Raw genomic sequence first — 18,395 nt, 5'->3', positions numbered from 1 at the left:
ATGGGGATGTATTTTGTAGGTATTGATGGCGGTGGCACTTCCTGTCGCGCCCGTATCAAAGACGCGCAAGGCAACTTCGTTGGAGAAGCTAAAAGCGGCAGCGCTAACATTATGTTAGGTGCAGAAGTCGCGATGGCGTCGATTCTTGAATCCATCGCTTCAGCGGCACAACAAGGCGGTCTCTCTCAACAAGAGTTTGCTTCTATGCACGTTGGCTTAGCACTTGCGGGCGCTGAACATAAAACCTCTTGGCAAGCATTCATGGCTTTAGAGCACCCATTTGCCAGTATGACACTCAATACCGATGCTTACGGAGCATGTATTGGTGCGCATAACGGTGAAGATGGCGCAATCATGATTGCAGGAACCGGTTCATGCGGCATTTTCCTTAAAGGTCTCGAGCAACATGTCGTTGGTGGTCGCGAGTTCCCAATCTCCGATCAAGGTGGCGGCGCAGTCATGGGGTTGCGCCTGATCCAACAGGTATTGCTAGCAGAAGATGGCATCCGTGAAAAAACACCTCTAGCCGCGCACGTTATGAATCATTTTGAAAATGACATCGACAACGTAGTGGCGTGGTCTAAACAAGCTTTGCCTCGCGATTACGGTCAATTTTCTCCTGCTATTTTCCAACATGCGGAACAAGGCGATGCACTGGCCATTGAAATGCTGAAGCAAACCGCAGCGGATATAGAAATGTTTCTCGTGGCATTAAACAAGCGCGGCGCAACACGTATTTGTTTAATGGGCAGCATAGCTGAACGCATTGTACGTTGGCTTTCACCACCAGTTCAGCAATGGATTGTTGAGCCACAGTTTGACGCGATTGAAGGCGCAATTATGTTTGCTGGCAAACCAGAACATAACCTTTACTCGCTCAGTGCGGCGTAGGAGTAGATATGGAATATCGTGTTGATCTCGTAGTCCTTTCTGAGCAGAAACAAAACTGCCGCTTTGGCCTCACCTTTCATAACTTGAGCGACCAAGACCTAAACAGCTGGAGCTTAACTTTCGCTTTCGATCGTTACATTCTTCCAGACAGCGTTTCAAATGGTCAACTGACTCAAATTGGTAGCTTTTGCACACTAAAACCGGAAGGTATGGTACTGGCTGCCAACCATCACTATTACTGTGAATTCAGTATTGGTTCAAACCCATTCCGTTATTACTCGGATGGCTTTAATGAAGCGATGATCGACTTTGTCGTTGATGGAAATCCACAGCGCGCACAAGTGGATGTGCCCCCTATCGTTTTAGCGTCACCTTACCGTGAACGCAGTGAGATTCCTGCAAGCTTAACCCATGCACAGCCGTTGCTGCCAAAGCCTAATCATATTGAGGTCAGCGACCACTCGTTCACGTTTGACGAGCACGCTGGCGTGGCAATCTATACTGACTTAGCCAACTCAGCAAAAACGTGGTTACTGGAAGAACTCCAGCGTATTCATCAGTTTGAGCTTTCTTCATCCAACAGCGGAAAAATCCTGTTCAAAAGTAACCCAACGCTAGATGAAGGCGCTTACAAGTTAAAAGTATCAGAAGAGTCGATCAAGATTGAGGCAGGGTCTTCGTCTGGCTTTACCCATGCTTGTGCAACCTTATTGCAACTACTAAAACGAGACGAGAATACCAACACCATGGAAGTGGTGTGCTGCTCTATCAAAGACAGCCCTCGTTTTAGATACCGCGGCATGATGCTGGATTGCGCTCGCCATTTCCACTCGGTAGAGCAAGTAAAACGCCTGATCAATTTATTGGCACACTACAAGTTCAACACGTTCCATTGGCACCTCACTGACGATGAAGGCTGGCGTGTCGAGATCAAATCTCTTCCTCAGCTTACCGATATTGGTGCGTGGCGCGGTATTGATGAAACCATCGAGCCACAATACACCCATTTGTCTCAACGCTACGGCGGTTTCTACTCGCAAGAAGAAATCAAAGACGTTATCGAATTTGCAGCACAACGTGGCATCACCATCATTCCTGAAATTGATGTACCTGGTCATTGTCGTGCCGCGATTAAGGCTCTGCCACACCTATTAGTTGAAGCAGAGGATACGACGGAATATCGCAGCATTCAGCACTACAACGACAACGTCATCAACCCTGCTCTGCCGGGTAGTTACGAGTTTATCGACAAAGTGCTTGAGGAAATCGCAGGGCTCTTCCCTGCCCCTTATGTCCACATTGGTGCTGACGAAGTGCCTAACGGCGTCTGGTCGAAAAGTCCTGCTTGCCAAGCGTTTATGGAGAAGTTGGGTTACACCGATTACAAGGAACTACAAGGCCATTTCCTTCGCCATGCAGAAGACAAACTTCGCAAACTGGGTAAACGCATGCTGGGTTGGGAAGAAGCTCAACACGGCAATAAGGTCAGTAAAGATACGGTGATCTACTCATGGCTAAGCGAAGAAGCGGCATTGAACTGTGCTCGCCAAGGCTTTGATGTGGTGCTGCAACCGGCACAAACCACTTACCTAGATATGACCCAAGACTACGCACCTGAAGAACCGGGCGTGGACTGGGCAAACCCACTGCCACTAGAAAAAGCTTACAACTACGAGCCGTTAGCAGAAGTCCCTGCTGACGACCCAATCAGAAAACGCATTTGGGGCATTCAAACAGCATTATGGTGCGAAATTATCAATAACCAACCTCGCATGGACTACATGATCTTCCCTCGTTTAACTGCAATGGCAGAAGCATGTTGGACAGACAAACAACACCGAGATTGGACCGACTATTTATCACGCTTGAAAGGCCATCTACCTCTGCTTGATTTGCAGGGAGTGAATTACCGTAAACCGTGGAAGTAATACAAAACTGATGTCGAAACATCACGCTTGAAGAGTTTTTAAATTTTGGCTGCTGATGCAGCTTCGTAAAAAGGAAAGACACAAATGAAATACGGCTATTTCGATAACGAGAATCGCGAATACGTCATCACTCGCCCTGACGTACCAGCACCATGGACCAACTACCTAGGTACTGAGAAGTTCTGTACGGTTATCTCGCACAACGCGGGTGGCTACTCGTTCTACAACTCTCCAGAATACAACCGTGTTACTAAGTTCCGTCCAAATGCGACATTCGATCGCCCAGGACACTACGTTTACCTACGTGATGATGAGACGGGAGATTACTGGTCAATCTCTTGGCAACCAGTTGCCAAAAGCCTAGACGAAGCGAACTACGAAGTTCGTCATGGTTTGTCGTACTCTAAATTCAAGTGTGAATACAGCGGCATTAGCGCAACCAAAACGCTCTTTGTACCAAAAGGCGAAGATGCAGAAATTTGGGATGTGGTCATCAAGAACACCTCTGACAAACCGCGTACGATCAGTGCATTCTCATTTGTTGAGTTCTCGTTCAGCCACATTCAATCAGATAACCAAAACCACCAGATGTCTCTCTACTCTGCTGGTACGTCATACAACGAAGGCGTGATTGAATACGACCTGTACTACAACACTAACGATTTCGAAGGCTTCTACTACCTAGCGTCAACGTTTGATCCAGATTCATACGACGGTCAACGTGATAGCTTCCTAGGTCTATACCGCGACGAAGCAAACCCACTAGCAGTAGAACAAGGTAAGTGTTTTAACACCGCACAAACGTGTTACAACCACTGTGGCTCTCTGCATAAGCAATTTACTATCCAACCAGGAGAAGAAGTTCGCTTTGCTTACATTCTAGGTATCGGTAAAGGCAACGGTGAGCGTCTACGTGCTAAGTACCAAGACCTTGCAGAAGTCGACAATGCATTTGCTGGCATCAAAGCACACTGGGATGAGCGTTGTGGCAAGTTCCAAGTGAAATCGCCAAACGAAGGCCTAGACACCATGATCAATGCTTGGACGCTATACCAAGCAGAAACATGTGTGGTTTGGTCTCGCTTTGCTTCGTTCATCGAAGTGGGTGGTCGTACTGGTCTTGGTTACCGCGATACGGCGCAAGACGCAATTTCCGTTCCTCACGCGAACCCGAAAATGACTCGTAAGCGCATCGTTGATCTACTGCGTGGTCAAGTAAAAGCGGGTTACGGCCTACACCTATTCGATCCTGATTGGTTCGATCCTGAAAAAGCAGATGTTAAACCATCTAAGTCTCCAACGGTTGTTCCTACTCCGTCCGATGAAGATAAGATCCACGGTATTGAAGACACTTGCTCTGATGATCACCTATGGCTAGTACCAACCATCTGTAAATACGTGATGGAAACCGGTGAGCACAGCTTCTTCGACGAAGTGATTCCTTACGCGGATGGCGGTGATGCAACCGTGTATGACCACATGAAAGCTGCGCTAGACTTCTCAGCTGAATACGTGGGTCAAACGGGCATCTGTAAAGGTCTACGTGCCGACTGGAACGACTGTCTAAACCTAGGTGGCGGCGAGTCTTCAATGGTGTCTTTCCTACACTTCTGGGCGCTACAAGAGTTCATCGACCTTGCAAAATACCTAGGCAAAGAAGCTGACGTTGAGAAATACACCGAGATGGCAGCAAACGTGCGTGAAGCGTGTGAAACACACCTTTGGGACGAAGAAGGCGGCTGGTATATCCGTGGTCTAACGAAAAACGGCGACAAGATTGGTACAGCGCAACAAAAAGAAGGTCGTGTGCACCTTGAGTCAAACTCTCTTGCGGTGCTGTCTGGTGCGGTATCTCAAGAGCGCGGTGAAAAGGCAATGGACGCAGTCGACGAGAATCTATTCTCTGAATACGGCCTACATCTGAACTCACCATCATTCGCAACACCAAATGATGATATCGGCTTTGTAACGCGTGTTTACCAAGGCGTAAAAGAAAACGGTGCGATCTTCTCACATCCAAACCCATGGGCTTGGGTTGCTGAAGCAAAATTGGGGCGCGGTGACCGTGCGATGAAGTTCTACGATGCACTCAACCCATACAACCAAAACGACATCATCGAAAAACGTATCGCAGAACCGTACTCCTACGTGCAGTTCATTATGGGTCGAGACCACCAAGATCACGGTCGTGCAAACCACCCATGGCTAACTGGCACATCTGGTTGGGCTTACTTCGCAGTGACCAACTTTATCCTTGGTGTGCGCACAGGTTTTGATGGTCTCACTATCGATCCATGTATTCCAACTAACTGGCCTGGATTTGAAGTCACTCGTCAGTGGCTAGGCGCGACTTACAACATCAAAGTTGTTAACCCTGATTCAGTCAGCAAAGGCGTGAAATCTATCACTCTGAACGGCGAAGCTATCACTGGCGCATCAGTACCAGTTCAAGCGGAAGGCTCCGTGAACGAAGTGATCGTAACACTAGGTTAATCGCTTAAAAATGCCCCAATGCACTTTTGCTCTTTAGCTTGTGCATTGGGTTCGCTAGCAAAATTTTAAGGCGCGGTGTATTGCCGCCCTTATTGAGGTTCGAATCATGATCAAATTTGGTACAGGCGGTTGGCGTGCATTTATTGGTGAGGAGTTCACCAAAGATAACGTACGCTTGGTTGCCCAAGCAGTTGCAAACATCACGAATAACGAATCGGTTGCTGATCGCGGTTTTGTGATTGGCTATGACCGTCGTTTTCTTTCCGATAAAGCAGGTCGTTGGTTCGCTGAAGTTCTGGCAGCAAACGGCATTATGGTTAGCTTTATCGACAAATTTGTCCCAACACCTATCGTAATGTTTAAAGCGAAAGAAATGGGCTGCGCATACTCGGCATGTATTACCGCATCACACAACCCTGCCGATTACAACGGCATTAAAGTCTTCGTTGAAGGCGGTCGTGACGCAGATGAAATCATCACGGAAAAGATCGAGTCACAAATCGCTACGCTCACAACACAAGATGTAAAAAGCGTCGATTTTGAACAAGCGGTTGAAGATAAGCTGATTGAAATCATCAATCCAATGAACGAATTCGTTGACTCAATCATCGACTTTATCGACATCGGAGCGATCAAGAAGGCGAATTTACGTGTTTTGATCGACCCAATGTTTGGTGTCGCGAAAAACGCACTGCAAACCGTATTAATCAACGGCCGCTGTGACGTTGATGTGATTAACGATGGCAAAAACCCAGACTTCGGTGGGTTAATGCCTTCGCCAAGCGCTGCAACACTCTACCGTTTGATGCACCTAGTGAAAGAGCAAGGTTACGATATCGGCATCGGTACTGATGGCGATGCGGACCGTCTTGGTATTATCGACGAAAAAGGTAACTTCATTCATCCAAATGAAGTGCTACTGCTGCTTTACTACTACCTACTTGAATACAAAGGCTGGAAAGGCTCCGTGGTACGTAACATCGCAACCACCCACCTTCTCGATAAAGTCGCCGAAGATCATGGCGAGAAATGCTTTGAGGTTCCTGTAGGCTTTAAGCACATCAGCTCCCAAATGGAAGCGGATGACTCACTGATTGGCGGGGAAAGCTCTGGTGGCCTAACCATTCGCGGCCACATCAAAGGTAAAGACGGCGTATTCGCATCAAGCCTATTGGTAGAAATGATTTCAGTAACCGGCAAGAAGCTGTCTGAGTTGCTGGATGAAATCTACGGCAAGTACGGCTATGCCTACATGGCAGAAGGCGATTGCAAGTTCAAACCAGCGCAAAAAGGCGTACTGTTCAACAAGATTTATGTTGAAAAGCAGTTGCCTGAGTTTGAGTTTGAAATCGAAAAAGTCAGCTATGAAGATGGTGCGAAAGTCTACTTCAAAAACGGCGGTTGGATCATCGCTCGCTTCTCTGGCACTGAGCCACTGCTACGAATTTTTGCAGAGATGCAAGATAAGGACACTGCGGAACGTGTTCTTCAACAGTTTAAAGACTTCTTGTCTTTATAACTGAACCTTGTGCCCGCTTCGAGCACTATGATGAGAGTCAACGCTGTCTGAAAAGGCGCTCATCAACAGGAGAAGAGCACTTGCCCGGCTCCACTGCCGGGCTTTTTTATTGTATGTTGGAAAGTCGTAAACGAGATAGCAAAGATACTCAGGAGCGTTAAGCAAATGCCAGGACGCCTTGCGTTTCAATTTTCACCGCGACGGACTCACCTATATTTAATGCTTGCGAAGCTGTAGCTAACAAACGGTCACCATTCGCGTTAATCACATAACGGCAGTGATCACCCATAAAATGCTGTTCCAATACGGTTACCGAACTATCTTCATCGGATTGAATTTGCACATGCTGCGGTCTTAGCAGTAAAGAGCACTCCGCCTGTACTGGAATATCTTGTTGAGCCGTGGCTTCAACCACGCCCAAGTGGGTTTCATATTCTGAATTCGAAACCCGTTTAGCAGCAAGGTAACTGCCACCACCTAAGAAATCAGCGACAAATTTACTTGAAGGCTGGTAGTAAAGCTCAGATGCTGTGCCATATTGCTCGATGACTCCATTGTTCATCACTGCCATTTTATCGGCGAAAGCAAAAGCCTCTTCACGGCTATGCGTAACAAAAATGGCAGTCACACCTTGGGCCTTAAAAATCTTACGGATCTCACTTATCAACTCATGGCGAACTTGCGTATCAATATTAGAAAACGGTTCATCCAGTAACAGTAAGTCTGGGCTGTAAGCTAATGAGCGAGCAATCGCAACACGCTGCTGCTGTCCACCAGACAATTGATGAGGATAACGATCGCCATAACCTTGAAGGTGCACGAGTTCTAACATTTCTTGAACTTTGGCATTTTTCTCTTTTGTCGAGCACTGCTTTAAGCCAAAGGCAATGTTTTGCTCCACCGTCAAGTGAGGAAAAAGTGCGTAATCTTGGAAAATCATCCCTATGTTACGCTGTTCTGGCGGCAACCAGTTTTCCCCATCATCAATTGTGACGCAATTTAGACTCATTTCGCCTGACGTTAACGGCAATAATCCCGCAACGGCCTTTAATAGTGTTGTTTTCCCACAGCCACTGGCTCCTAGCAAACAGACAATCTGCCCTTGTTCTACCTCAAGAGACAATGATTCGAGTACGGTTTGATCATCATATTGGCACGTTAGGTTTTTAATTGATAATGCACAGCTCATCAGTGATTTTGCTCCAGTGAACGGTTAACAACAACAAGCGGGATCAACCCAACAAGAACCAACAGAACCGCTGGCAAAGCGGCCAATTCTAAATGCTCATCCGAGGCGAAGTTATAAACGTATGTGGCTAGTGTTTCAAAGTTAAACGGACGAAGTAACAAAGCCGCATTAAGCTCTTTCATCGACTCGATAAACACTAATAAAGCCGCAATCAGTGCACCGCGCTTAACCAGCGGAAAGTGCACGCGCCACAGCATGACATTGGGCTTACAACCCATAGTGCGCGATGCCATATCTAACGACGGAGAAATTTTATTTAAATTACTTTCGATACTACCAATCGCCACCGCTGAAAAGCGCACAACCATGGCAAAAACCAGGGCGAACATGGAGCCAGAAAAAATAAGTCCCGGTCTTCCCCACTCCATGGCTTTAGCAACGTCGTTGACACGATGATCCATAAACAGCACAGCGACCATCACACCGATGGCTAGTACCGTTCCTGGTACTGCATAGCCCATAGAAGAAAGACGCATAAATGCCAAGCTTTCTCGTTTACCATTGACTCGATGGGTAAAGTTAACGATCAGTGCGACAGCAACACCAATAATCGCAGCAATAACAGACACAACTAAGCTGTTCCATGCGTATTCACGAAACTCTGAGGTCCAACTCTGCGCAAAATAAGTGATCGCATAATCAATCAGCTGTAGTAGCGGCAAAATAAACGCGACCGAAACCAAGCCCCAGCACCAAACTAGTGCGGTCCACTTTTTCCAGCCCGTCAACTCGTAACGAAAATCTTCGTGACTGTTAAATTGGCTTTGAAAAAGCTTTTGTTTACGGCGGCTGTATCGTTCTGCACTAAGAAGCAATACCACGATGACAAGCATCATGGCAGAGATCTTGGCTGCCGCATTAAGATTAGAGTACCCCAACCAAGTATCGTAGACCGCTGTGGTTAACGTATTCACCGCGAAGTAACTTACCGTACCAAAGTCACCGATGGTCTCCATTGCGACCAATGATAAACCCACTGCGATAGAGGGTCTTACTAACGGCAACGAGATGCGCCAAAAGCTTTCCCATGGAGAGCACTTGAGCAAACGCGCGCTTTGCAATAAAGAGACATTTTGCTCCATAAACGCAGCCCGGCACAATAAATACACGTAAGGATACAACACCAAAGCCAACACAAAGGTCGCACCAGGCAACGTACGAATGTCAGGGAACCAATACTCGCCAGGTCCCCATCCGGTTACATCACGCAAAAAGATCTGAATCGGGCCTGCAAAATCAAACCAATCAGTAAAAATATAACCAATGATATAACCTGGCATTGCAAGAGGTAGCACCAATGCCCACTGCAACCATTTTTCGGTCGGCAGTTTACACATGGCCATTATCCAAGCGCTTGGAATACCAAGAATTAAGGACAGCACCATTACGCCAACAGTTAGCGCAACCGTGTTAAAAATATAAGTCGGCATGACTGTTGCCATTAAATGAGCAAACAAATCATCCGTTTCACCAATCGCGGTGTAGAAGATCGCTAAGATCGGCAAAACCAGTAGCAGAGTTATTACCCCACTACTGGTTTTCCATAAAGAGTGTTTATCTTTCATCGCCTAATTACTGCAAGGCTGTATGAAATACAAATGCTGTTGCAAATACATCTCATATCCTTTAATCAAATGGGGGGACTGTTATACCCCCACAAGGAATTAAAGGTCAAATTTCACTTCGTCTAATAGCTTAATTGCCGCTTCGTGGTTGGCTGCAATATCGTCTAGAGAAAGCTTGTCTGCTTTAAAGTCACCCCAAGATTCCACAAGCTCAGAACGCTTCACGCCTTCTTTAACTGGGTACTCATAGTTAACTTCTGCGTACATTTGCTGCGCTTTGTCACCCGTTAGGAATTCCATTAGCTTCACAGCATTGTCTTTGTTTGGAGAGTACTTCGCCATCGCCATACCAGAGATATTCACGTGAGTGCCTGTAGTCTCTTGGTTAGGGAAGTTGATGTAAACTGCATCAGCCCAAGCCTTTTGCTCTTTGTCGTTAACCATTTTACCTAGGTAGTAGCTGTTACCCAGAGAAACATCACATAGGCCTTCTTTGATCGCTTTAACTTGTGCACGATCGTTGCCTTGTGGTTTGCGAGCAAGGTTTGCTTTCACGCCTTCCAACCACTCTTTGGTTTCTGCTTCGCCATTGTGAGCAATCATTGCTGAAACTAGAGAAACGTTGTACGGGTGCTTACCGCTACGAGTACAAATTTTACCTTTGAACTCTGGCTTAGCTAAGTCTGCGTAGTTGAAATCTGCGCCTAGTTTACCTACGCGATCACGTGATGAATAAACGCTACGAGAACGTAGAGTTAGAGCAAACCACTCATTCTCTTTATCTTGGTATTGAGCAGGTACGTTTTCTTCAATGATTTTGCTATCGACTTTCTGAACTAAACCTTTGTTTGTCAGTTCAGCTAGACGGCTGATGTCTGTCGTAAGAATAACGTCAGCAGGGCTGTACTCACCTTCTTGAGCTAGCTTTTCTGCTAAGCCTTTTTTAGCAAATTTTACGTTTACTTTGATACCAGTTTCTTTAGTGAACTCATTGAACATAGGTTCAACTAGGAAAGGTTGACGGTAAGAGTAGACGTTCACTTCTTCAGCAGCCATTGCTGTTGGAGCTAGAGTAGCGCAAGTTAGTGCTGAAAGAGTTAGCAGTTTTTTCATTGTTTAATCCTTTACCATGCTAATGATAACGTTTATCAGTTGCGTTATTATATGTATGTTCAATAAGAAGACAATGACGAATATTAAAAAACCTGCTCATCGGAGCAGGTTTTATTGTGTTAAGTGTGTAACCATTTATTACAAGCTAATGATTATTTCACCGTAACAAACTCTGGGTAAGCACCAACACCACAATCATGCATGTCCATACCTTCCATTTCTTCATCTTCTGTAACGCGAATCCCAACGGTTGCTTTCAAGATTGCCCACACAACTAGGCTGGCACCAAATACCCAAGCAAAGATAACTACGGCACCTAAAAGCTGTGCACCAAACGTTGCATCACCGTTGCTCAGTGGCACTACCATTAGGCCGAAGAAACCACACACACCGTGAACTGAGATAGCACCTACTGGATCGTCAATTTTAAGTTTATCTAGAGCAATGATACTGAATACAACTAGTGCACCCGACACCGCACCAATCGCAACCGCGTACAGTGGTGATGGCGATAGAGGGTCTGCAGTGATGGCAACCAAGCCAGCTAGCGCGCCATTGAGAATCATCGTTAAATCGGCTTTACCCCAAGTAGTTTTACAAACGAATAGCGCCGCAATTGCACCGGCAGCCGCTGCTGCGTTAGTGTTTAGAAAGATCTGACCTACCGCTGTAGCATTCTCAAAATCTGAAACCATCAACTGAGAGCCACCGTTAAATCCAAACCAGCCAAACCAAAGGATAAAAGTACCCAACGTTGCCAAAGGCATGTTAGAACCTGGAATCGGATAAATTTCACCATTTTTACCGTACTTACCCTTACGCGCGCCAAGCAGTAACACACCAGCAAGAGCAGCAGAAGCACCTGCCATATGTACGATACCAGAACCCGCAAAGTCACTAAATCCAGCTTCTGCTAGGAAGCCTCCACCCCATGTCCAGTAACCTTCCATTGGATAGATAAACGCAGTTAAAATCGCTGAGAAAATCAAGAAAGACCAAAGCTTCATGCGCTCAGCTACCGCACCAGAAACGACGGACATGGCAGTTGCAACGAAGACAACTTGGAAGAAGAAGTCAGACTCTAAAGAGTGGTCGGCCCCTTCACCTTGAGTACCAATTAACGTACCAAATGAAGGTAACCAGCCTCCTTCTCCATTATCGACATACATGATGTTATAACCGACAATCAGAAACATCGTACATGCGATGGCGTACAAACAGATGTTCTTCGTAAGAATTTCTGTTGTGTTTTTAGAGCGCACAAGGCCAGCCTCTAGCATCGCAAAGCCTGCTGCCATCCACATTACCAACGCACCGGAAATGAGGAAGAAAAAGGTGTCAAGTGCGTAACGTAACTCGGTTACTGTTGTTGTTAATTCCATAATAAGTATCTCCAATCCTTTGAATTCTTAAAGTGCTTCTGCGTCCATTTCGCCAGTTCGGATACGCACCGCTTGGTTCAGATCGTAAACAAAAATTTTACCGTCGCCGATTTTTCCGGTTTGCGCAGCTTTTGTAATTGCTTCAACAACGCGATCTACATTGTCTGCGTGAGTCGCGATTTCAATTTTCACCTTTGGTAGAAAATCGACTTGATACTCTGCACCGCGATACAATTCCGTGTGACCTTTTTGACGACCGAACCCTTTAACTTCTGATACTGTCATCCCTTCGATACCGACATCAGCCAATGCTTCTCGTACATCGTCTAATTTAAACGGCTTAATAATGGCATTGATTATTTTCATTGAGTTATCTCCGAAGCTTTCATCCTGAAACACTTCTTATAATCCAATCTACGTGCCAAGTTTTTAAGTTATTGAATAATAAAAACTAACCTCAATTTACATATCTATAAACAAAAAGAGCGCACCATATCGGTGCGCCCTTTTCACAAATTTAAAGCAACGGCAGAGAAGTTACCCAAAACTGTGCATTAAATGTTCAAAAAGTCTTTCCACTGTTCGATAAGTGCCATGAAATCCTCTATCCCACAACTTGCTGTACTTTCTGCATTGTAGAAGTCGAACTCACTTTCCATCTCGACATCATATTCATGGGCTAATGCGTTTTCTTGTACAAGAACTTCGTCGCCCTGAATCATCAAGCTAATTTCCGTGCCTGTTAGGTTATGCTCCTGAGAAGGCGCTGAAAATGACCGCTCAATTAGCTTTTCAACCTGTGCAATCTTCATCGGATCTTTGCCAATTTCTTCTTGCAACCAGCGCCCTACAATCTCATGTCCCATGCTACATTTTACGTAGTACTCGCCCATCAACGTGTTACGAATGAATTCAAATTCCACCGAGATTGCCTATTTCGTATCAATTTGGTGCGAGTATAGCGAATTGCTCCCATAAAAAAAGCACCTCATATGAGGTGCTTTTGAATTGTGCATTTCTGATTATGCCGGTTCTTGGAAGATCACTTCGTCCGCTTTCTTGGTGTATTGATCCATTTTATGGAAGTTCAAGTAGCGGTATGTATCCGTTGCCGTAGCGTCGATTTGCTTCGCGTATTCTAGGTATTCTTCTTTGGTTGGAATCTTACCTAGAATTGCACCTACTGCAGCTAGCTCAGCTGACGATAGGTAAACATTCGCCCCAGTACCCAGACGGTTCGGGAAGTTACGCGTTGAAGTCGACATTACTGTTGATTTATCTGCAACACGTGCTTGGTTACCCATACAAAGTGAACACCCTGGCGTTTCAATACGAACCCCTGCACGTCCGAAGATACCGTAGTAGCCTTCTTCAATCAGTTGGTCTTTATCCATCTTTGTTGGTGGCGCTACCCAAAGGCGCGTTGCTAACTGGCCATTGAACTTATCAAGCAATTTACCTGCTGCGCGGAAGTGACCGATGTTCGTCATACAAGAACCGATGAACACTTCATCAATCGCTGTGCCTTGTACTTCAGACAACAAACGAGCGTCATCTGGGTCATTCGGTGCACATAGTACTGGCTCATTGATTTCAGCCATATCGATTTCAATCACATGTGCGTATTCAGCGTCTTTATCTGCTTGCATCAGCTCAGGGTTTGCTAGCCACTCTTGCATTGCTGTAATGCGGCGCTCGATAGTACGGCGATCACCGTAGCCTTCAGAGATCATCCACTTCAGCATCACGATGTTAGAGTTTAAGTACTCTTCGATCGACTCTTGAGACAATTTCACAGTACAACCTGCCGCCGAACGCTCTGCAGATGCATCAGAAAGCTCAAATGCTTGCTCAACCGTTAGCGTTTCTAAGCCTTCAATCTCAAGGATACGGCCAGAAAATTCGTTGATCTTGCCCGCTTTTTCTACCGTTAGTAGACCTTGCTGAATCGCGTAGTAAGGGATGGCATGAACAAGATCACGCAGTGTAATACCCGGTTGCATCTCACCTTTAAAACGAACCAAGATTGACTCTGGCATGTCTAGCGGCATAACGCCTGTCGCAGCTGCAAAGGCAACCAAGCCCGAGCCGGCTGGGAATGAAATACCCAGAGGGAAACGAGTATGTGAGTCACCACCCGTACCGACAGTATCCGGTAGTAGCATACGGTTTAGCCATGAGTGGATAATACCGTCACCAGGACGAAGAGATACACCACCGCGGTTCATAATAAAGTCCGGAAGTGTATGGTGAGTGTTAACGTCTACTGGTTTTGGATAAGCCGATGTGTGACAGAAAGACTGCATGACAAGATCAGCAGAGAAGCCGAGACACGCCAAGTCTTTAAGTTCATCACGAGTCATAGGGCCAGTAGTATCTTGCGAACCTACTGTCGTCATTTTCGGCTCACAGTAGGTTCCAGGACGGATGCCTTCTACGCCACATGCTTTACCAACCATTTTCTGTGCAAGCGTGTAACCCTTGCCAGAATCTGCGATTTCACCTGGTTTGCGGAATACGTCCGAAGGCTCAAGACCTAGCGATTGACGCGCTTTGTCTGTCAAACCACGACCGATGATCAATGGGATACGACCACCAGCACGAACTTCATCAATCAGTACTTCTGTTTTTAGCGAGAACTCAGCTAGAACCTCACCAGTTTCGTGGTTGCAAACTTTACCTTCATATGGGTAAACATCGATAACATCGCCCATGTTGAGCTTAGTTACGTCAACTTCGATTGGTAGTGCGCCAGCATCTTCCATTGTGTTAAAGAAGATAGGGGCAATTTTGCCACCAAGCACATACCCACCAGCTCGTTTGTTTGGAACGTAAGGGATATCATCACCCATAAACCAAAGCACTGAGTTGGTTGCAGATTTACGTGAAGAGCCAGTACCAACAACATCACCAACGTAAACCAATTGATGGCCTTTGTCTTTTAACTCTTCAATTTGCTTGATCGGGCCAATAGTACCCGGTCGATCAGGGTTTATTCCTTCACGCTCGTTTTTAAGCATCGCCAGTGCGTGTACTGGGATATCAGGGCGAGACCAAGCGTCAGGTGCAGGTGAAAGGTCATCCGTGTTCGTTTCACCTGTTACTTTAAATACGGTTAGAGTGACTTTTTCTTCAAGCTTAGGCTTAGAAAGGAACCACTCAGCATCAGCCCATGATTGAAGTACTTTCTGTGCATGCGCATTGCCTGCTTTCGCTTTCTCTTCTACGTCATAGAAAGCATCAAACATCAGCAGCGTATGAGACAGCGCTTTTACTGCGATCTCTGCCAGTGCTTCATCATCCAATAGCTCAACTAGCGGTTCGATGTTGTAACCACCTTGCATAGTGCCTAGCAGTTCAGCCGCTTTTTCACGACTCACTAATGGTGATTTAACTTCACCTTTTGCTACTGCTGTTAAGAAACCCGCTTTTACATAAGCAGCTTCATCAACACCTGGAGGGATACGGTTTTCAAGTAGGTCAAGAATGACTTTTTCTTCACCTTGCGGGGGATTTTTCAGAAGTTCTACAAGTCCAGCAACTTGTTCTGCGTCTAGCGGTTTAGGAACAACTCCTTCAGCAGCACGCTCTTCGACGTGTTTACGGTAGGCTTCAAGCACGACTTTTTCCTCTCATTGCGGTTCCTCCTCTATTATTACTATTGTTAAAGTAAAGGAGTGAACATCCTTGGAAACTTGGCTCTCCATTGCCCTTGTTTTCATTCAATTATGATTGAGAAACAGCGCCGTAGAGGCCAAACTGTGGGCAAAATAATAGCAAATTTAACCTTAAATTAAAATCTTATCATTTTGACCAACATAGCAACTTACGACTAAAGTTCTGCTAATTTTGACCAAATATGCCAAGTTTTTGCTTTCTCATACCCGATTAATTAAACGATGTTCCTACGATCAAATACACAGCATCCAAATCTTGCTCGGTACGACCGTATGCCAACATTATTGGTCCTATTGGTGAGTCAACACCAAAGAAGATGGAGCCAGCATTGTAAAGCGGCGCTTCGTTTAGTTTCAGATCATTATCAGACCAAACACCGCCATATTCGACCGATGCGCCCAGGTAGACTGGAGCTTCAAACAATCCGAAATCATTATCAAACCACTTATATCGGTACACCAAACTGCTGAAAAATAAGTTCTGTCCGATCAGGCTATTTCTTGGGATTCCCGATAGGCTTAAGAAGCCGCCCAACTCTCTGGGATCAAGCGGTAAAGATGAGTTTTTACTCTCTACAAAACTATATTCAGCATGTCCGACTAAAGTATGACGCTGATGACTCACTGCACCTTTAAATCGTGCAGAGATTTCATAAACGGTATCTTCAATAATTTTGTCAGTTTCTAAAAGGCTAACGCCTTGAGGACTTTGATCATGAGACACTAAATATTCGAGATCGACTAAAAGCCCACGAGTCGGAAATGCGAAATCATCAAGTGTATCTAGGCGATAATTGGCAAACAGGCCACGACGTTCAAAATCCAATTTACCAGCAGAAGCCAAAGTAGAAAGCTCAATATCTCCGGTTGAGTAGCGAGCGCCAAATCGAAGTTCTTGCCACAATGTGGGTTGGATACCTATCGCTAACTCTGTTGTAAAATCATCGTAAGTGACCGGAAAAAAGTCATTTACTGACTCTAAATCTGGTGCTTGAGGCTCTGTTAAAGGTAAGTTTCGGCTCTCACTACCATAGGAAATTCGCCCCGATACAAAAAGTTCTTGGCTAGATAAAACAGGGGAATACAACTCAGCTTCAATCAGCTTATCCGTGCCCATTTCTACGTTGAACGCCAACTCCGCGCCATGAGAGTTTAAATTGGTAAAGTTGGTCGATATTCCTATGCCGTACTGGCTATCTGTATCGAAGTCATCTTCAAGAAAAAATCGGAAGTTGAGATAATTAGGCCCCCACGACTTCTCGTTAACATCAAAAACCAACAATGTCTCACCATCCACCTCTTCAAAGTGATAAGTGATGAGCTCGAACCTATCTAACGCGTAGAGGTTTTCAACGGCTTTCTCAATTTCGGCCGTTGAAATACGACGTCCGGTTTCTAATTCAATACGATTCGTCAACAACACATCGCTGTAGTGCGTGTTATTAACAATCACTATGTCATCAACCACACGCTGATCACCATAAATCAAAGTTTTACGAACTTCTTGTTTGCGATCGATGTATTTTTGATAGTCCGCATTGGACAAGCGCAACCCTTTCAGCTTGTCTTTTAACTGCTTGGTAATATCGTACCCAGCTTGAAAAGCCCAAGGCATTTTGTCGAACTCGACAGTTTCCATGGTGCCCACATTGGGACGAATATAGATATCTTGAGGTTCAAGCTCGTCCACTTGCTGTTGTGTACTACGACGAACGAGATAGTTAGAGAGTTGGTCCGCGACAGTAAACAGCCCCGTAAATTCATCTTCGGTTTTGTAATCGGTGCTAATATCGACGGCAATAACGACATCAGCCCCCATGGCGCGAGCCACATCGACAGGCATGTTATTGACGACGCCGCCATCAACAAGCATATGGCCATTGAGCTTATAGGGAGGAAGCGCTCCTGGTACAGACATGCTAGCCATCATGGCGTCCACAAGGTAACCATTGCCCAATACGACTTCTTCTAAAGCAAGAATATCTGTCGCAACAGAACGATAAGGAATGGCAAGATCATCAAAAGAATCGAATCGCCCTAAGTTCCCTGTAGTCTCACGCAATACTCGCAACATGTTCTGGCCTTGCACCACACCCGTTGGTGCTCGTACCTCACCGAACCTTAAGCCGAGATCGGTATTAATTTGATAGCGGTCTTCATACTCTTTGTCACGAACTCGACGTTGGCTACGGTCAACACGATCTCGATAACCGCTGCCCCAATCGACGGTGTAGATAAAACTCTCAATTTCATCAGCACTCATCCCCGTGGCATAGAGCCCACCCACATAGGCGCCCATACTGGTACCGGTCACAATATCGACAGGGATCTGCATTTCTTCCAATGCTTTTAAAACCCCAATGTGTGCCGCCCCTTTCGCTCCGCCACCAGCGAGCACAACCGCCACCTTTGGTCGAGGTTCCAAGTCATCCGTTTTTGTTAGAGAGTTTGCGAGGGAAACAGAAGGAGTGATCATCAAAAAGGTACTAACCCAAAGCGCAAAGTTGCGAACCGATGGGCTTGATAACAGCTTTTTGAACATTCACTTCTTCCTTTATTGAATATCTGATCAAGTAGG

12 protein-coding genes are annotated in these 18,395 nt (G+C 45.8%); 4 read left to right on the top strand and 8 right to left on the bottom strand.

Annotation, left to right across the window (positions count from 1 at the left end; genetic code table 11):
- The 4 genes from R7Z50_RS11380 to R7Z50_RS11365 all read left to right on the top strand — a co-directional run bounded on the left by R7Z50_RS11380 (nucleotide 1) and on the right by R7Z50_RS11365 (nucleotide 6,831).
- Nucleotides 1–891: an N-acetylglucosamine kinase gene (locus R7Z50_RS11380; RefSeq protein ID WP_318149080.1), complete on the top strand. Its 891-nt coding sequence runs from the start codon at nucleotides 1–3 to the stop codon at nucleotides 889–891.
- Nucleotides 892–899: 8 nt separating this feature from the next.
- Complete coding sequence (locus R7Z50_RS11375; protein ID WP_318149079.1) at nucleotides 900–2,819, top strand: beta-N-acetylhexosaminidase; 1,920 nt, start codon at nucleotides 900–902, stop codon at nucleotides 2,817–2,819.
- 84 nt (nucleotides 2,820–2,903) lie between these two features.
- Nucleotides 2,904–5,312 (top strand): GH36-type glycosyl hydrolase domain-containing protein, encoded by a 2,409-nt coding sequence (locus R7Z50_RS11370; RefSeq protein WP_054576321.1) that lies wholly within the window; start codon nucleotides 2,904–2,906, stop codon nucleotides 5,310–5,312.
- Between the two features lie 106 nt (nucleotides 5,313–5,418).
- Nucleotides 5,419–6,831, top strand: a complete 1,413-nt coding sequence (locus tag R7Z50_RS11365; RefSeq protein ID WP_054576322.1) for a phosphoglucomutase/phosphomannomutase family protein — start codon at nucleotides 5,419–5,421, stop codon at nucleotides 6,829–6,831.
- A gap of 157 nt (nucleotides 6,832–6,988) precedes the next feature.
- Here R7Z50_RS11365 and R7Z50_RS11360 read toward each other — a convergent pair whose 3' ends face one another.
- From R7Z50_RS11360 to R7Z50_RS11325, 8 genes are all read right to left on the bottom strand, one after another.
- On the bottom strand, nucleotides 6,989–8,020 hold the full coding sequence (locus R7Z50_RS11360) for an ABC transporter ATP-binding protein (RefSeq protein ID WP_005380055.1): 1,032 nt from the start codon (nucleotides 8,018–8,020) through the stop codon (nucleotides 6,989–6,991).
- The gene (locus R7Z50_RS11355) at nucleotides 8,020–9,645 is read right to left on the bottom strand and encodes an ABC transporter permease (protein WP_206970632.1); all 1,626 of its coding nucleotides are present in this window, start codon (nucleotides 9,643–9,645) and stop codon (nucleotides 8,020–8,022) included. Before R7Z50_RS11355 ends, R7Z50_RS11360 begins: the two co-directional genes overlap by 1 nt.
- Nucleotides 9,646–9,744: 99 nt before the next feature.
- Nucleotides 9,745–10,758 carry a Fe(3+) ABC transporter substrate-binding protein gene (locus tag R7Z50_RS11350; protein ID WP_005386566.1) on the bottom strand — a complete coding sequence of 338 codons (1,014 nt, stop codon included), beginning with the start codon at nucleotides 10,756–10,758 and terminating at the stop codon, nucleotides 9,745–9,747.
- A 152-nt stretch (nucleotides 10,759–10,910) separates the two neighbouring features.
- Nucleotides 10,911–12,140: an ammonium transporter gene (locus tag R7Z50_RS11345; RefSeq protein ID WP_005386568.1), complete on the bottom strand. Its 1,230-nt coding sequence runs from the start codon at nucleotides 12,138–12,140 to the stop codon at nucleotides 10,911–10,913.
- A 27-nt stretch (nucleotides 12,141–12,167) separates the two neighbouring features.
- Nucleotides 12,168–12,506, bottom strand: a complete 339-nt coding sequence (locus tag R7Z50_RS11340) for a P-II family nitrogen regulator (RefSeq protein WP_005386570.1) — start codon at nucleotides 12,504–12,506, stop codon at nucleotides 12,168–12,170.
- A 188-nt stretch (nucleotides 12,507–12,694) separates the two neighbouring features.
- Nucleotides 12,695–13,063 carry a YacL family protein gene (locus tag R7Z50_RS11335; protein WP_017635908.1) on the bottom strand — a complete coding sequence of 123 codons (369 nt, stop codon included), beginning with the start codon at nucleotides 13,061–13,063 and terminating at the stop codon, nucleotides 12,695–12,697.
- 99 nt (nucleotides 13,064–13,162) lie between these two features.
- A complete protein-coding gene (gene acnB, locus R7Z50_RS11330; protein ID WP_086047030.1) occupies nucleotides 13,163–15,760 on the bottom strand; it encodes a bifunctional aconitate hydratase 2/2-methylisocitrate dehydratase in 2,598 nt (865 codons plus the stop codon).
- 268 nt (nucleotides 15,761–16,028) lie between these two features.
- Nucleotides 16,029–18,359, bottom strand: a complete 2,331-nt coding sequence (locus R7Z50_RS11325; RefSeq protein ID WP_005380018.1) for a patatin-like phospholipase family protein — start codon at nucleotides 18,357–18,359, stop codon at nucleotides 16,029–16,031.
- Between the last annotated feature and the right edge of the window lie 36 nt (nucleotides 18,360–18,395).

The organism is Vibrio sp. 1249-1 (assembly GCF_033340495.1).
This window is presented reverse-complemented; position numbering and strand designations above follow the sequence as displayed.